At 32.1% G+C, this 17,290-nt stretch carries 15 protein-coding genes; 4 read left to right on the plus strand and 11 right to left on the minus strand.

Going from position 1 to position 17,290, the window contains the following annotated elements:
• Nucleotides 1-7: 7 nt before the first annotated feature.
• From B5D16_RS03340 to B5D16_RS03355, 4 genes are all read right to left on the minus strand, one after another.
• Nucleotides 8-1,621: an MBOAT family O-acyltransferase gene (locus tag B5D16_RS03340; RefSeq protein ID WP_078765557.1), complete on the minus strand. Its 1,614-nt coding sequence runs from the start codon at nt 1,619-1,621 to the stop codon at nt 8-10.
• Nucleotides 1,622-1,797: 176 nt separating this feature from the next.
• Nucleotides 1,798-2,022 (minus strand): phosphopantetheine-binding protein, encoded by a 225-nt coding sequence (locus tag B5D16_RS03345; RefSeq protein WP_078765558.1) that lies wholly within the window; start codon nt 2,020-2,022, stop codon nt 1,798-1,800.
• A 114-nt stretch (nt 2,023-2,136) separates the two neighbouring features.
• Nucleotides 2,137-3,546, minus strand: a complete 1,410-nt coding sequence (locus tag B5D16_RS03350) for an AMP-binding protein (RefSeq protein WP_078765559.1) — start codon at nt 3,544-3,546, stop codon at nt 2,137-2,139.
• A gap of 129 nt (nt 3,547-3,675) precedes the next feature.
• Entirely contained in the window at nt 3,676-3,933 is a 258-nt protein-coding gene (locus B5D16_RS03355) for a hypothetical protein (RefSeq protein WP_078765560.1), read from the minus strand.
• 227 nt (nt 3,934-4,160) lie between these two features.
• Here B5D16_RS03355 and B5D16_RS03360 point away from each other — a divergent pair, with 227 nt between their 5' ends.
• Together B5D16_RS03360 and B5D16_RS03365 are read left to right on the plus strand one after the other, a co-directional pair.
• Nucleotides 4,161-5,555 (plus strand): hypothetical protein, encoded by a 1,395-nt coding sequence (locus B5D16_RS03360; RefSeq protein ID WP_078765561.1) that lies wholly within the window; start codon nt 4,161-4,163, stop codon nt 5,553-5,555.
• A 25-nt stretch (nt 5,556-5,580) separates the two neighbouring features.
• The gene (locus B5D16_RS03365; RefSeq protein WP_078765562.1) at nt 5,581-7,398 is read left to right on the plus strand and encodes a leucine-rich repeat protein; all 1,818 of its coding nucleotides are present in this window, start codon (nt 5,581-5,583) and stop codon (nt 7,396-7,398) included.
• A gap of 209 nt (nt 7,399-7,607) precedes the next feature.
• On the opposite strand, the gene B5D16_RS03370 is transcribed toward B5D16_RS03365, so the two are convergent.
• The 7 genes from B5D16_RS03370 to sufC all read right to left on the minus strand — a co-directional run bounded on the left by B5D16_RS03370 (nt 7,608) and on the right by sufC (nt 13,502).
• The gene (locus B5D16_RS03370; protein WP_200803920.1) at nt 7,608-7,916 is read right to left on the minus strand and encodes a DUF1062 domain-containing protein; all 309 of its coding nucleotides are present in this window, start codon (nt 7,914-7,916) and stop codon (nt 7,608-7,610) included.
• The gene (locus B5D16_RS03375) at nt 7,906-8,190 is read right to left on the minus strand and encodes a CD3324 family protein (RefSeq protein WP_078765564.1); all 285 of its coding nucleotides are present in this window, start codon (nt 8,188-8,190) and stop codon (nt 7,906-7,908) included. Before B5D16_RS03375 ends, B5D16_RS03370 begins: the two co-directional genes overlap by 11 nt.
• Before the next feature lie 296 nt (nt 8,191-8,486).
• Entirely contained in the window at nt 8,487-8,909 is a 423-nt protein-coding gene (sufU, locus tag B5D16_RS03380; RefSeq protein ID WP_200803922.1) for a Fe-S cluster assembly sulfur transfer protein SufU, read from the minus strand.
• Nucleotides 8,910-8,939: 30 nt separating this feature from the next.
• On the minus strand, nt 8,940-10,211 hold the full coding sequence (locus B5D16_RS03385; protein ID WP_078765566.1) for an aminotransferase class V-fold PLP-dependent enzyme: 1,272 nt from the start codon (nt 10,209-10,211) through the stop codon (nt 8,940-8,942).
• A gap of 56 nt (nt 10,212-10,267) precedes the next feature.
• On the minus strand, nt 10,268-11,191 hold the full coding sequence (locus B5D16_RS03390) for a SufB/SufD family protein (RefSeq protein ID WP_078765567.1): 924 nt from the start codon (nt 11,189-11,191) through the stop codon (nt 10,268-10,270).
• A 9-nt stretch (nt 11,192-11,200) separates the two neighbouring features.
• Nucleotides 11,201-12,721: a Fe-S cluster assembly protein SufB gene (gene sufB, locus B5D16_RS03395; RefSeq protein WP_078765568.1), complete on the minus strand. Its 1,521-nt coding sequence runs from the start codon at nt 12,719-12,721 to the stop codon at nt 11,201-11,203.
• A 43-nt stretch (nt 12,722-12,764) separates the two neighbouring features.
• A complete protein-coding gene (gene sufC / locus B5D16_RS03400) occupies nt 12,765-13,502 on the minus strand; it encodes a Fe-S cluster assembly ATPase SufC (protein ID WP_078765569.1) in 738 nt (245 codons plus the stop codon).
• Between the two features lie 338 nt (nt 13,503-13,840).
• Between sufC and trkA the strand changes: the two genes are divergently transcribed.
• Nucleotides 13,841-15,259 (plus strand): Trk system potassium transporter TrkA, encoded by a 1,419-nt coding sequence (gene trkA, locus B5D16_RS03405; RefSeq protein ID WP_078765570.1) that lies wholly within the window; start codon nt 13,841-13,843, stop codon nt 15,257-15,259.
• 61 nt (nt 15,260-15,320) lie between these two features.
• Entirely contained in the window at nt 15,321-16,781 is a 1,461-nt protein-coding gene (locus tag B5D16_RS03410; RefSeq protein WP_078765571.1) for a TrkH family potassium uptake protein, read from the plus strand.
• The last annotated feature ends 509 nt before the right edge of the window (nt 16,782-17,290 follow it).

The following is a 17,290-nucleotide window of genomic DNA, read 5'->3' on the forward strand; positions in this document are numbered from 1 at the left end:
CTCCTCTTTAATATTCCATATAAGCAAATGATGATGCATCATAGCCTGGTCCATATATTCCAAAGATAAGAATTGCAAAAAGAAGTCCAAATGTAAGAATCCATCTAAATACGATGTTCTCCTTTGCAAGTCTCTCTCTTAAAGTTCCAATTTCCTTAACCTGACCATATTCCTGAAGAACACTAACAGTGATAAGAATTGCAATTGAAATAAATACAACATTAAAATCCTTATACGTAAGTCCAAAATCAAATAAGGAACCATCAGTAAGTTTCCAAAGTCTTAAATTACCTCTCATTAAGACTCTTCTTGCACAAACAGCACTCTTATAAAGTGAACCTGGTCTTGTTAAAAATCTACCTCCAGCAAATATCATTGTTGTCTTTAAAGACTGATAAAATCTGAAAGAAACAGACTTTGTATTTATTTTAAAGAATTCTGTAAGCTTATTAAATTCAGTTTCAAATGTAATTGAGCACATTATCATGAATCCATAATAAAGTCCCCAAGCAACATATGTCTTACCAGTTCCATGCCAAAGTCCAGTTAAGAACCAAGTTATAACAACTGGAAAAATTGTAGCTGCAATCTTTGATGCTCTATCAGATCCATGTTTTCGAACTGACTTACTAATCTTTTTAACCCATCCAGATGTTGAAACTGGGAAATAAACATAATCCTTAAACCATCCTCCCAGTGACATATGCCATCTTCTCCAGAATTCCTGAATGTTCTTTGAAAAGAATGGATGATTGAAGTTTAAGTCAAGTTCAACACCAAGCATCTGTGAAACACCTCGTGCAATGTCCATACAACCAGAGAAATCACAATAAATATAAGCAACATCAAGAAGTGCTGCAATAATAATTGCAATGCCTGACTGATGTGAATAATCACCATAAACTGCACTAATAAAAATATCAACTCTATCAGCAATAACTAACTTCTTAAAATAACCCCAAAGCATAAGCTGTCCACCAGCAATGAAATTATCCCATGTAAAAAAAAGTTCTGCTTTAAGTCTCTGTCCTAATCTGTTATATCTTTCAATTGGTCCCTGCAAAATATGTGGGAAGTAAATAGCATAAAGTAAAAATCTAAAATAATTCTTTTCATACTTATATCTCTTCCAATAAACATCTAACAAGTAACCAACAGTTGAGAATGTATAATAAGATATTCCAAGTGGAACTAAAATGTTAGCAGCGGAGAATTTCTGTCCACTACCTGCACTCTTAAGTGCCTTATTAATAGGTCCAACAAGGAATTTGGTAAACTTTGTATAACATAAAACACCAACAGTTAAAAACAAAGCAAGCAAAAGAAACTTCTTTGCCTTACTCTTTGCCTTAGCTTTAAGTGCCTTCTTTCCTTCCTTATCCAAACCCTCGGCTTTTAAATCAATTTCTAATTGTTCCCAAGTTTTTCCTATCGCCATCGCAGCGAAGAATATAACAAGGGTTGTAAAAAGTATATATGGCAAGTACTTTACGCTTGCAATACAGTAAAATGCAATACTAAGTCCAAGCAAGCTTAACCATCTATGCTTTCTAGGGCATATGGCAAACACAATAAGTGCACAAACCAAGAATGCCAAAAATCTTAGAGTTGTGAAAACCATCGTCTCTTCCTTTCAAAAAAAGTCTTTAAACAAGCCATTGACGTACCCATGTCTTAAGAATATAAAAATTCCTTGTATAGGTACGTCATATTGGTCTTATAAATATATTATTTATAACTATTATATATTATTATTTTCTTATACTAATTAGTATCATTTTGATACCAGTAATTATATTAGTCCTGTAATTCCTCAATCATATTTAGCATAGCCTGAGCGCTTTCAAAGTTTTCAGGAATCATATATTCCATGTCAATTTCAATATCATAATGATCTTCGATTTCAGCAATGATTTCTGTAAGATCAATTGATGAAATAACCTTATCTGTCATCAATCTGTCTTCGTTTTCAAAATCAACACCTTCAATAGTTTCGCTTAATAGTTTAATTAACTCTTCCATATTTTTCTCCTTTATCAAATAAATATATAACATACTAATCACTTACATGTTTAGTATTAATTCCTATGTCATTTCCTTTAAATATATCTTTTATAATTATGATATAACTACATATTATTCCTCAGTTGGTAAATCCTTATACATAACCTTACCAGCTTCACTTCTAGGGATCTCTTCAATAAATCTAACCTTAACAGCCTTAGGATTAATGTGAGTTCTATCAATTAAGAACCTTCTAACTTCCTTACATAAATCTTCATTAGTAATAAAAAGGATTAATGCACTGTCATCGCCTGTACTTGCACAGTCGATATCAGGATACTGTTTCTTTACTAATCCATCAACCTCATCAAGGTTAACTCTACTACCATAAAGTTTTAAGAATCTCTTCTTTCTACCCACAATATAGTAGTAACCATCCTCATCTCTCTTAGCCATGTCACCAGTTTCAAGTCTTCCGCCTCTTTCATCACCCTTAGTTAAATCTTCAAGAGTAAGCGCATAACCTAAAGTAACATTATCACCAACATAAACAAGTTCACCTGTTTTTTCTGGTTCATCAAATTCATTTCCATCAACATCAATTAAAGCAAATCTTCCGCCAGGAATTGCAATTCCAACACTTCCATATTTCTCTAATGATTTATCTGCTGGAAGATATGACATACGAGCTGTAGCTTCTGTCTGACCATACATAACAACGAACTTTACACCACGCTCAATCGCATATTCAGCAAATTCCTTATGCATCTCAGCAGGTAACTTACCACCAGCCTGAGTCATATATCTAAGTGATGGTAATTCAAGCTTCATAAATCTAATCTTCTTAAGCATTTCATATGTAAAAGGTACACCACCAAATGATGTAGCCTCTTTTTCCTTGAAGAACTTCCAGAAAAGTCCTGATACAACAGGGGATTTTGCAAGAAGAATTGTTGCCCCCTTAAGCACATGACTATTAATTATGGAAAGTCCATAAGTATAGTTCATAGGCAATGTTGTAATTGGTCTTTCCGTATCATCAATTTCCAAATATGTTGCAATTGCCTTTGAATTAGAATCAATGTTTGCATAGCTCTGTCTTACAAACTTAGGACTTCCTGTAGAACCTGATGTAGTAAGCATTAAAGCAAGTTCATCATTCATGGCAATATCATTGTCATTTCTTTTTATTAATTTATAAGCGAAATTCTCATATACTACTTCGCCTTCAAAATTCTCTGCGATTTCATCAGGAACATATACATAATTAGGATTGTAATTATCTAAAAGATCACTTATAAGTTCTTTTGCAAGTCCACTATCTAAAAGAACCTGTACACTTCCTGAATTAAGTATTGATAAATATCCTGTTACTGAACCTATCTCATTAGAACAAAAAGTAAAGACAAGGGCTCTCTTCTTTAAAACTTTACTAAAATCATCTGCGATTTTTGCAAGTTCACTATAAGTAATCGAATTTCCACTCTCTTCTAAAAGTGCTACCTTATCTTTAAATCTTTCCAAATTTTTATAATAACACATTATTCTGTTTCCTCAATTAACCCTGTATAAATTCGTGTATTCTATAAATCAACATAAATACACACAATAATAATATTATAAAACCCTACAAAAAGCAACATTTTTATAGAATTTATGTATACTTGCCAACTACTCTTCGGTATTTAAATTTTCCTCTGAATCTTCTTTTATTTCATCATCCAAATTACTCATGCGATTATCACCATGAACAAGTTTATAAATCATAGTATATACATATAAAAGAACTGGGATAATAAATGTCATATATAAAGAAGCATTAAACAAGTTAGCATATGCCTTTTTATTGCTTAATAAGGCCATAGCAAATGTCAAAACATATAATGAAACTAATATAATAACGCCACCTATGGCTAAAATTTTCTTCATACATCCATTCCTTTCTTCTTGTCTTAAACACATCTATTATATATACTTTAACTAAATAAATCAAACTTAGAAAATTTGAAATTTTTATATTTTGTGACCTTTTAAAATTTTAAGTTGTGTATAAAGTGAAAAGAGTTAAAAAAAATAATCAATCAGATATCAAAGTAAACATTAATTGAAAACTAGCTCTTAAAATAAAATATCAAATGAGAAAAAGGAGAAACATAATGAAAAGCTTAAAAAAATCAATTATAACTTTAAGTGCTGCCGTTGCTTTAGCTTCTAGTTCTGTAAGTCCTGTAATGGATATGTACAATGTATATGCTGCAAGCAATGCAAAAATAAGCATTAAAAATTTATCATTCTATTCTGAAGGAGAAATAAAATATACCGGAAAACCTGTATCATTTATATTACATTCGACAGACGATGACGACTACACTTATTCTAAATCAGAATATAATATTCTCGGTTACATCACTGTAGATGAATCCACATACAAATATGACGAAGATAATAACCTTACAGAAAAAAACATTCCTTCTCTTTATGACGACTCAAAATGGACAAAAGGAATTCCAACAGATATCGGAAAATATGTTATCTTATTTGAAGGTAAAGGCTCATACACAGGCAGAAACACTGTAGATATAAGCATTATCGATATCAATAACATTTCAAATTATACACCTAATTCAGCATATAGACCTTTACGAGACATAGGCGATAGCGATTATATCCTTACACCAAAAGATGTTTACTTTGAACTTTATTATCATGACCCAGAAAGCAAAAAAGATTACATTCTTCTTGAAGAAGATAAAGATTATGTATTTGCTGGATGGTGTGATTATGACAAATACAACAAATCTGACAAGCAAACTAACGTATGGTCCAAGGAAAAAATCACAGAAAAAGGTCATTATGTTTTTAAATTTTTAGGTATTGGTAAATACAAGGGTGAGCAGATACTTGATTATAATGTACCAGATCCATATCACATTGAAAGTTATAATTTTAATCCTACAATAAAATATAATAAGAAAACAAAAAAATACGAACATAGCCTCTTTGAAAAATATGGTCTTATTGAAGGAAAGGATTATAAAACAAGTTATACTGTATCAGGAAAGGAAAAATGGAAAAAAGGAATGCCTAAAAAGGAAGGTTTCTACGATATTAGAATCAAGGGTATAAACAAATACCACGGCACCGAATTTTTAGCAGATGATTTTAATAACATTAAAGTTCTAAAAAAGAAAACCCTCAAATTAAGTGGCCGTTCCCTTAATAACATTAACGTTGTAATTTGCCCTAAAAAAACAAAAAAATATACAATATATGCAACAAGTAAAGAGAAAAAGCATTTAAATATTGATGCACTATTATATGACGAAAATGGCGATTGCATTGAAGGTGATTTAACAGATAGTAAATATATCAGTGATGAAAAAACTTACTATGGAAAGCATACTTTTAAAATCACTTATAAATTAGAAGCTGGAAAAGTCTACCACTTAGATATAAGTTGTTATAATGATTCTAACAAAAAAAGATCATTTAATGTTAATATTAAAAAATCTTACAAATACAGAAAGCCAAAAAAATATATAAAAAAATAATAATTTAAAAAGAAAGGTTTAATAAATGAGAATTAGAAAAAGTATATTAACACTATTTGCTGCAATTTCAATAGCTACTACTTCCATCAACCCAGTAAACATATATGCATGGGGACACGATCTTAGTGGTGAATATAGCAACGATATGTTTTCGCCTATAAATACAAAAGCCCACATAAATGAACACTACAATTACTCAATAAATACATCATCATCTGATTATATTAAATATACCGGAAAAGAACTTTCAAATGTTCCTATATTATACACTTCTGATACAGATGGCGAATATGTGCTAAGGGACGGTATCGATTACAAAATAATTGGTTATATAAAGGTAAACGATATCGACCATGACCCTAGCGATACGCCTTTCACGAAGGGGCGCCCTACTGAACCAGGCTATTACAAAATTTTAATTGAAGGAATTAATTCTTTCAAAGGTAAAGAAAGCATCAATATTGCCATTGTAGAACCTACAGAATTATCATTTTATGACTTTAGAATAATAGATAATCTATTCATTAATTCTGGTCAGATTGAATTAGAAATATATTATTATGATTCAGAAAAGCAAAAAGATGAACATATCACTCTTACTAACGGTAAAGACTTTACTTTCAATGGTTGGGCAAGTGAAGATAATTATAAAAAGAATCGCAAAAATTTAGATAAAATCAAATGGGCAAAAACAAAAGTTGACAACACTGGATTTTATTATTTCAAAATTACTGGCATTAGTGAGTTTAAAAATCAAATAATAATACCTGATTTTTACCTTTACGGTGCAAAAGATATTTCAAATTATGAATTCTCAATAAGACCACACTATAATACACAAACAAAAGAATTCGAACCACGTTTACTCTCAAAATATCTTACTGAAGGTAAAAATTATTCCGTAAGTTATTGTTCACGTTCCGAAATTTCTGAAGATGAAATAGACATGGGAATATCTGATAAACATAACTGGAAACCTGGTTATCCAAAGAAAACTGGAAATTATGCATTTATGATAAAAGGCAAAAATGAATATAAAGGATATAATGCATTTACTGTTCACTATAGTAAAACTCTAAATCCTCAGATTATCGAAAAAGCAAATTTAAATACAACAATTACATTTGCTGAAGGTAAAACACTTGCAATTTGTCCTAAAAAAACAGGCGAATATACAATTAAGACAACCGCCTATGCCAATGCAAATTCTGCTTTATACACAAATATATATGACAGTACTTTTAAATCAATTACCGAAACAATGGTAGAAGCTGATACTACAGTTAATTCAAGTATTAAAGTGACTTTAAATGCTGGTGAAGTATATTACTTAACTCTTAATACATCACTAAATAACAACAAGCAGATTCCATGTACGATAAATATTGATGGTTCATACGCATATAAAAAACCTAAGACTATCGTTAGAAACAACTGCATTTATTCAATTACAAAACATGCCGATAAGAATGGCAAAAAAGGTGAAGTTGCTGTTATTGGATTAAGGAAAAAATCTGCTAAAAAAGTGACCATTTCTAACTACATTAAAATCAATGGCAAAAAGTATAAAGTAACACATATCGATTACAACGCATTTATAAATAACAAGAAAATCACAACAGTAAAAACCGGTAATTCAGTTTTATCAATTTGCGCAGGTGCATTTGCTGGATGTAAGAAACTTAAAACTTTAGTTTTAGGTAAGAATATTAAAAGCATTGAAAAGAAAGCTTTGCATAGAACAAGTGGAAAGAAATTAACAATTAAGGTTCCTAAGAAATACAAGAAGACTTATACGAAACTTATTAAAAGTGCAAAGACAAATAATTACGTAGTTAAATAATTTATAAAGTATTTTCAAACAATAAAAACACGTCGTCATTAAAATGTACGACGTGTTTTTATTAATTTCTTATATAAAACCACTAAATTAATGTAAACAACCAAAATAAATAAGATCAAAAAATGCCAAACATTACTAGGATATCCCATTTGCTATAAAATAGCAAACAAAAGTCGAACGAAAGCGTCTGCAATCATTCGACTTATTTATCATTTTAATTCAGCTTTATTTCTCTTTAAAAAATCAATATCTTTACCATAAACTATGGCAGTATCTTCGTCATTATCAAAAAAAGCCTCAAGTAATTCTGTCGAAATCTTACTAGGTCTTGTCCTTTCATAAATTGTCAAGTTCCATGAATGTTTACACTTCTTGCAACGATATATTAACCATACATCCACGCTATTTCCGTTGGCGTTAACTCGAAACCTTTTAGAATTAACAAATTCCATCTTCCTTCCGCAACCGCCACATTTATGAAAAACCCTTATGGCTCTTTCAGACTGTTTATTCTGCACGATCCATTCTCGCCATTCTCTGATTTCGCAAAATCCTCTGAACACTTTTTATTGATAGTGCATACTTAACTGCCAACTCATGCGAGCTTAATCCCTGCATGTAACTTTCATAGATTTCTTCATTTCTTTCCTTAAGAAATCTTCTGGTGTCCGTCTTCGTTCCCCAGTCCTGTCTTTCTTTTGTTGGTATATAAATTGACCTTCCGTCTACATATTGCTGAATCGCTTCTATTAATTCTTTGGGCAGAATATCCTCTGCCTTAACATAGCTCATTATGCTCCTCCTAATTCTTATTCTTTAGGATTCATCTGAGCTTACGATTCATCTATTTATTTAAGCCCAGACTACTGAGCGATAACATATCTTTTTTTCATAAAAATCTTCAACTCCTTTCATCAAAGCCCTCAGGCTTTTTTGAAACACTATTATTCACACAAACTACATTTTCATTATATAAGTTTGCCTAACCCATTGCAACCTTAATCTTAAATATAATTAAACTTGCTCCAAAGAATTTATCCCTGTCTTTATAAACAAAAAAGCCCAAACTTTTTTGTTTGAGCTTTTATCTATTTTAGCATTTCTTCAAGAGTTCTCCATCCCAGTACTGCGCACTTAACCCTAGCGGGCATATGAGCCACATCAGCAAATGCAATCGCTTCCCCTAGCTCATCCTCTTCCTCTTCATTTATCTCTTCCTTAATCATCCTAAGAAAAATCTCTTTTAATCTTAGTGCTTCGTCCACACTTTTTCCAACAACAAGATCAATCATAATATCACAACTAGCCTGTGATATGGCGCATCCATCACCAGTATATGCGCACTCCTTAATAATCCCTCCATCATCAATACTAAGTTCAATTGTCAAATCATCACCGCAAGAAGGATTAACTCCTCTCTTAACCATCATTGGATTAGTAAGTTTCCCCTTATTAAATGGTGAAACATTGTGTTCAGTTAAAATTCTGTTATAAAAACTTTTATTATCCATCATTATCCCCTATTTTTTACATACTTAATTCTAATCATTATAACCCATCAACCTTCTTACCCTTGCTAACACCTCCATGCACCTATCAACCTCTTCCCTTGTGTTATAAAACATAAGAGAAATTCTATTACTCGAATTAAGTCCAAGGTGCTGATGCAACGGCGCAGCGCAGTGGTGTCCCGCTCGTATTGCGATACCTTCACTTGCGCATATAGCCGCCACATCGTGAGAATGGACATCGTCTATAGAAAAACTTATTATTCCTCTATGTTCGTCTGCTTTCTTACCACCTATAATTTGTATATGCGGTACCTTCATAATTTCAGCAAATGCATAGTCAGATAAGTTTTTTTCTGCTTCAATAATATGCTCCTGTCCCAAATCCTTAATGTATTCAATTGCCTTTGCTAATCCAACGACACCTGATACATTAACTGTTCCAGCCTCAAATTTATTAGGAAGTTCAGCGAAACTAACATCTTCCCTTGAAACATATTCAATCATTTCACCGCCATATAAAAACGGTGGCATCCTATCAAGGATTTCTTCCCTTCCATATAAGACTCCAATCCCCATAGGACCTAACATCTTATGACCGGAGAAACACATAAAATCTATATCATTAGCTTTAACATCATTAATTGTATGAAGTGCACTTTGTGCAGCATCAAGAACAAAATATGCACCATGCTCATGAGCTAAAGTAGCGAATTTCTTTATATCTGTTACTCGTCCAAAAACATTGGACATACCAGTTAATGCAATAATCTTTGTTTTTTCGCTTAAAAGATTTTTATAATCATCTAATAAAAATTCACCTTCATCAGTGCATTCTAAATACTTTATCGTCGCATTTTTACGCTTTGCAAGAGTTCTCCAAGGAAGCATATTACTATGATGCTCTGCAATGCTTATTATTATTTCATCCCCTTCATTTATGCATATCTCACCTAAACTATGGGATAAAAGATTTATGGACTCCGTTGTATTTCTAGTAAATATTATTTCGGATGCCTTTGTAGCACCTATAAATGTAGCCACCTTTTTTCTTGCATTTTCATACCTCTCTGTTGCATCAACGGAAAGATCATATATTCCTCTATAAGGATTTGCATTATGAAAAAAATCATATTCATTCATTGCATCAATCACACACTTAGGTCTTTGTGATGTTGCTGCATTATCGAAATATATAAGATTTTTGTATTTTTCAAAGAATGGGAAACTGTCCCGAACCTTGTTTATATCAATAAGATTTTTTTCAGACAAACCCACAATTTCATCATTATTTGTTATATTCATAATTCATCACCTTTATATTATTAATACTCTTGTATTCTTTTTTATATCTTTTATGTTTATAAATTTCCCATATATTTCTCACGGATTTCCTCGTCTGGAATTCGACTAATGACTGCATTTAATCTAGACTTTGCCATTATTTCATTAACTTCTTCTTTCTTAATTCCACGGGTATTAAAATAATACATGGCTTCATCAGATATTTTACCTATGGATGCACCATGTGCACCTTCAACATTCTCCTCCCCACATAATATAAGAGGAGTTGTGTTATTAAGAACACCTTCATCCATTAAAAGCACATCTTCTCTCTCATCCCCTGTTGCATTCTTACTGCCACGGACAAAATCAATTGTTCCTCTAAACGTCTTTTTAGCTTTATCCCTAAGCACGCCACTAACATTTATTTTAGAATCACTTCTCTGTCCCATATGCTTAATAACATAGTTAATATCCAATGCATTTGCTCCACTAACAAGGTAGCCTGTATCAATGGATGCGCAGCTATCATCACCAAGAAGGTTAACATTTACACCAAGAGCTACATCCTTTCCGCCTTTACAAATCTGTAAAAGATTAAAAGATCCGTTTTTAGAAACATCACCTTCTACCTTCGAAACACATATGCCTTCACCTTTATCATCAAAATCAAAGATCTGTACAACTGTAAGTTTTGCACTATTAGAAACACTAAATCTCAATTCTTCAAATGCATTAAATACACATCCCTTATACTCAAAAACCACCATAAGCGAAGCATTATTGTCCACTTCCAGTTTAATATTTTTCCTTATTCCGCATTTGCTAGTAACTTCATTTTCAAAATCAAATGTAGCATTAAAAGTTTTAGTTTCACTTTCATTTGCTCGAATAAATAAAGGCTCTAACTCATCATACGCATCGCTCATATTTACTTTCTTTTCGTTAACATCAAGCCAATTCCATGTCTTAACTGGCAATTCATTTATTACAAATTCCATCTAATCCCCCTATCCTATACTTCCAATCATCTCAAGTCTAATAAGATTATTCATTTCAATTGCATATTCAAGCGGAAGTTCCTTTGAAACATTATCAGCAAATCCACTGACAATCATGGCTCTAGCTTCCTCTTCTGCTATACCTCTGCTCATCAAATAAAAAATTGCATCATCCGATATTCTACCGATTTTAGCTTCGTGCCCAATATCAACATCATCGCATTTAACCTGCATAACCGGAATCGTATCACTTCTCGAAATATCATCAAGCATAAGGGATGCACAATCAACTGACGACTTTGCCCCCTTAGCATTTTCATTTATAACCACCGCACTTCTAAAGGTATTAATACCTCCACTTTTAGAAATGGACTTTGTATTTACCGCTGAAACAGTATTCTTTCCGCTATGAACAACCTTAAGTCCAGTATCCAAATTCTGCCCCTCACCAGCGAACGTTATTCCAGTAAATTCAACTCTTGAATTATCACCTTTTAAAATGGTCATAGGATAAAGATAGGAAGTATGAGATCCAAACGATCCTGATACCCACTCCATAACTCCACCTTCTTCAACAATTGCTCGCTTTGTATTTAGGTTATACATATTTTTAGACCAATTCTCGATTGTGGAATAACGAAGTCTAGCATTCTTTCCAACAAATAATTCAACTGCACCTGCATGAAGATTAGCAACATTATATTTAGGTGCTGAACACCCCTCAATAAAATGCAAATCAGCTCCCTCATCCACTATAATAAGAGTATGTTCAAACTGACCTGCTCCAGGAGCATTTAATCTAAAATAGGATTGCAAGGGAATTTCAACCTTCACACCCTTAGGTACATAAACAAAACTTCCACCTGACCAAACTGCTCCGTGAAGAGCAGCAAATTTATGATCCGACGGAGGTATTAACTTCATAAACCTTTCTTTAATCATGTCTTTGTAAGGCCCATAAAGCGCCGATTCTATATCCGTATAAATTACACCCTGTTTAGCAACTTCTTCCTTAACGTTATGATAAACAAGTTCTGAATCATACTGAGCACCTACGCCTGCTAGGGATTCTCTTTCAGCCTGAGGTATTCCAAGCCTTTCAAATGTATACTTTATATCCTCTGGCACATCTTCCCAGTCCGCACTCATTTTTACATCTTTAGGTCTAATATAAGTAACTATATTTTCCATATTTAAACCATCTATCGGCGGTCCCCAGTTAGACATTTCCATGTTATTGTATACATCTAACGACTTAAGCCTTAAGGTTTTCATCCAATCTGGATCATTTTTTTCTTTCGAAATTTCCTCAACTATTTCCTTATTAAGTCCTTCATTAACCTGATATACATCCATATCCTTTATTTTAAAGTCATAAAGGCTTCTATCTATATCTTCTACATAAGTTTTTTCTTTCTTACAGCTTTCTTTATCACTTATAATTACGTTTTCTTTACTTTCATTAGTATCATTTATTCTTTTATTATCGTAATTATTTTCAGTTTCTCTAACCTTATCTATAACTTCCATAATCTCCACCACTACTTATTCAATATAAACTAATATTTTTCAACTACAAATACTTCTCAAAACCTTCACTGTTTATCTCGTTAATAAGTGATTCATCACCGCTTTTAACAATCTCTCCATCCACTAATATATGAACAGCATCAACCTTTAACGCTTCAAGTATTCTAGTACTATGAGTAATTATTATAAGAGCCCCATCATTATTTTCATGAAATGCCTTAACCCCATCGGAAACCACCTTAACAGCATCTATATCAAGCCCTGAATCAGTTTCATCTAAAATTGCCAACTTCGGCGATAACATAAGCATTTGTAATATTTCTGCCTTCTTTTTTTCTCCACCTGAAAACCCAACATTTAAATCCCTATCAGCATATGCCCTATCCATACTTAATTTATCCATATTACTGTCTAATTCTTTTCTAAATGTCATATATCTGCATTTGCTACCATTCTTAGCATCAACCGCACTCTTAATAAAATCAGCAAGTGTTATGCCAGGAATTTCAATTGGATTCTGAAAAGTTAGAAATATCCCAGCTTTTGCTCTCTTTTCAGTCTCTTCTTCTGTTATGTCCTCATCTTCAAATGTTATGCTACCACCCATCACTTCATATGATGGGCTGCCCATTATACAGCAACCTAATGTTGATTTCCCTGCACCATTTGGTCCCATAATTACATGCGTTTCACCAGCACCAACCGACAATGTAACACCTTTAAGTATTTCATTATTCTTAATACCAGCATGTAAATTCTTAATTTCTAATGTCTTTCCCATATTTTTTCCTCCAAATTATTTTTTACCCTCAGAAATATTAAATATCTAATCATATCCAAAGTTTTTCAGTTAGCGTATGCTAACAACCGTCCATTTTATTATAATACAAAGCCCGAATGCTTCAATTTAAATCCGCCTTTACGATAAACCTTATCAATTTATGAGAAATGCCATTTTCTCAATATGATATTTTTTATCAATTGCGCACTCTGACTGTTGAATTTTCCGTGCTATATGTTATACTTTACATTGGTTTATACCGTTTAGATATAAACTGTTTGGAAATGATTTATAGGAGCATGGAAGATTAGTATACTAATCTTTGAAATGGAGGAAATATGTCAATTATAGGAAATCCTATTTCTAGCATCACTGGTGCTAATAAGAAAAAAGGATTAAATATTATTATTGTGGGCTGTGGTAAAGTTGGTTCAGCACTTATCAAACAGCTTGACAAAGAAGGCCACGAAATAACTGTAATTGATCAGAACGCAAGTCGTGTTTCTGAAATTACAAATCAATATGATATTATGGGAGTTGTTGGGAACGGTGCAAGTTATTCAGTTCAAATGGAAGCTAACATTCAAGCTGCCGACTTAATAATCGCAGTTACAGCTAGTGATGAACTTAACCTCTTATGTTGCACAATCGCAAAGCGTACTTCGGAATGTGCTGCTATTGCTAGAGTACGTACTCCTGATTATAGTAGGGAAGCTGATTATTTAAAAGAAAAATTAGGTTTGGCTATGATTATCAATCCAGAACTTCTTGCAGCTAATGAAATGGCTCGTATATTATACTTACCAACTGCTCTTGAAGTTAATGCATTTGCTGATAATCATGTAGAACTTGTAAAATTCAAGATTCCAGAAGGAAATATTCTTACAAATAAAGCAATTAAGGACTTAAGTCCTTCAGTTATTAATAGCGACGTTCTTATATGTGTCGTTGAAAGAGATGGCGAAGTATTCATCCCTTATGGTAATTTCGTATTAAGAGCTAAAGATACGATTTCATTTGCTTCAACTAAAAAGAATACTTTAGAGTTCTTACACAAAGTTGGTTTTAATACTAACCAGGTTGAAGATACAATTATCATCGGTGGTGGTACTGAAACTTATTATCTTGCAAGTTTACTATTATCAAAAGGTATTCAAGTTAAAATTATAGAAATCGACAGGGCTAGATGTGAGGAACTTACTTCTCTTCTTCCAAAGGCAATCATCATAAATGGTGACGGAACTGACGAAGACTTACTTAGAGAAGAAGGTATTGAGAATAGCGAGTCAGTTGTTCCTCTTACAGGTATTGATGAAGAGAACATCATTCTTACTCTTTATGCCAACCAAGTTTCACACGCTAAGGTTATTACAAAGATTGATAGAACCAACTTCAGACAGGTTATTAAAACACTTGACCTTGATAGCGTAATCTTCCCTCAGTATTTAACATGCGAGAAGATAATCGCATATGTAAGAGCCAAGCAAAATTCCATGGGTTGTGACATTGAAACACTTTACCATCTTTTCGATGATAAGGTTGAAGCTATCGAATTTAAGATTGATCAGGAATCTGCAGTAACTAATACACCTATTATGGACCTTAAATTAAAGAAAGATTTACTAATCTGCTTTATTCACAGAAACGGCAAGGTTATCACACCAAGCGGTTCAGATGAAATCAAAGTTGGCGATACAGTAATGATTGTAACTACAAATACAGGATTTAATGATATTTTAGACATCTTAGATAAATAACATTATACGTTTTAGATAGTATCAAAATGAAAATATCAATTTCATAATTTAGGGGTATGATATGAACGTCTCAATGGTTAGATATTTTTTAGGTAAAGTAATAGCTATAGTTGGAATCTTAATGTTACTTCCATTTGCTGTTGCACTTATCTATAAAGAACATAACGGAATATATTTTCTTATAGTTGCATTATCATGTGTTGCCTTAGGTGAGATAATGTCCTTAAAGAAAGTTAAAAACAACGCATTTGGATTAAAAGAAGGTTGTATCGCAACAGGTCTTTCATGGATTGCACTTTCAGTTTTTGGTTGCCTTCCATTCGTCCTTAGTGAGCAAATACCATCTTTTACAGATGCACTTTTTGAAACTGTATCAGGTTTTACAACAACTGGTGCAAGTATATTATCAGATGTTGAACATCTTGATAAATGCATGATTTTCTGGAGAAGTTTCACTCACTGGATTGGTGGTATGGGTGTTCTAGTATTTTTATTAGCAATCATCCCTTCAACTGGTGGTTCTAACTTAAATCTTATGAAAGCAGAAAGTCCAGGACCATCTGTTGGAAAACTTGTTCCTAAAATTAAAACTTCTGCAATGTTACTTTATAAAATATACATTGGTATAACAATTACAGAAATCATTTTCTTATTATTCGGTGGATTTGATTTATTTGAAGCAGCTACAATGTCATTCGGCACAGCCGGCACTGGTGGTTTTGGTATATTAAATGATAGTTGTGTAAGTTATAACATCTACTGCCAATGGGTACTCACAATCTTTATGATACTCTTTGGTATAAACTTTAACTTCTACTTCTTTATGCTATTTAAGCAATTTAAAAAAGCTCTTGGAATGGAAGAAGTTAAATACTATTTGTTCATTATAATTGGTTCAATCGCTATGATTACAGCTAACATCTACCATATGTGTGCAGATATTGGAGATGCAATTTCAAAATCAGCATTTCAAGTTGCATCAATCATTACTACTACTGGTTTTTCAAGCACAGACTTTGACAAATGGCCTACATTCAGTAAGACACTTCTAGTTTGTCTTATGTTCTGTGGTGCATGTGCTGGTAGCACAGGTGGTGGTATTAAAGTATCAAGATTAATAACATGGGCACGTACCGTGTTAAAAGAACTAAATTCATATATTCACCCTCGTGGTATTAAAAAGGTTCGTGTTGATGGTAAGATTGTTGAACATGAAGTTATTCGTTCAATCAATGTTTACTATGCTACATTTACAAGTGTATTTGTTTTATCCCTTCTCTTAGTTTCACTTGAAAACTATGATTTTACAACAAATTTCACTGCTGTAGCAGCAACAATTAATAATATCGGACCTGGTCTTAGTTTAGTTGGACCAACTTGTAACTTTGGTTTCTTTAATGCTTTTTCAAAGTATGTATTTATCTTTGATATGCTTGCAGGAAGACTTGAGCTTTTCCCTATGTTAATGCTCTTCCACCCTGCAGTATATAAGGATTTATTCAAAAGCATTAAGAAACATTAAAGGATAAACATAATTAATATATATTCAGTCAATGTTATATTATAAGCAACTTGGTATAATTCTCATCTATAGCAGATTACTAATATAAAATATTATAATTTATCTGGGAAATGTGTTATTATACCTAAATGTTATTAATATAACTTTTAATCACTGTGATATTACAATTCAATAGTTTGATATTATTATTTGATTATATGGTATAGATTTGATCAATATGATATTTCTATTTAGTTAAATGGTATAGATTTAATTAATTCGATATTTCTATTTAGTTATAGAATATTGCTTTGATAATATGATAGTTATATTCAGTTATACAGTATTGCTTAGATTAATATGATATTATTATTTAGTTATAGATTTTTAGTTTTAAAATTTTTATGAAAAACATACAACATAAATTACTGTAGAATATAATTCAATATTCATACATCAAGATAGTAAAAGCAATTAAGTTAGTATCAATATACTACTTACTATATAAATTTATAAAACAAAAGAGGTAT

It is taken from the genome of Eubacterium uniforme, from assembly GCF_900167115.1.
GTDB lineage: Bacteria > Bacillota > Clostridia > Lachnospirales > Lachnospiraceae > Eubacterium_S > Eubacterium_S uniforme.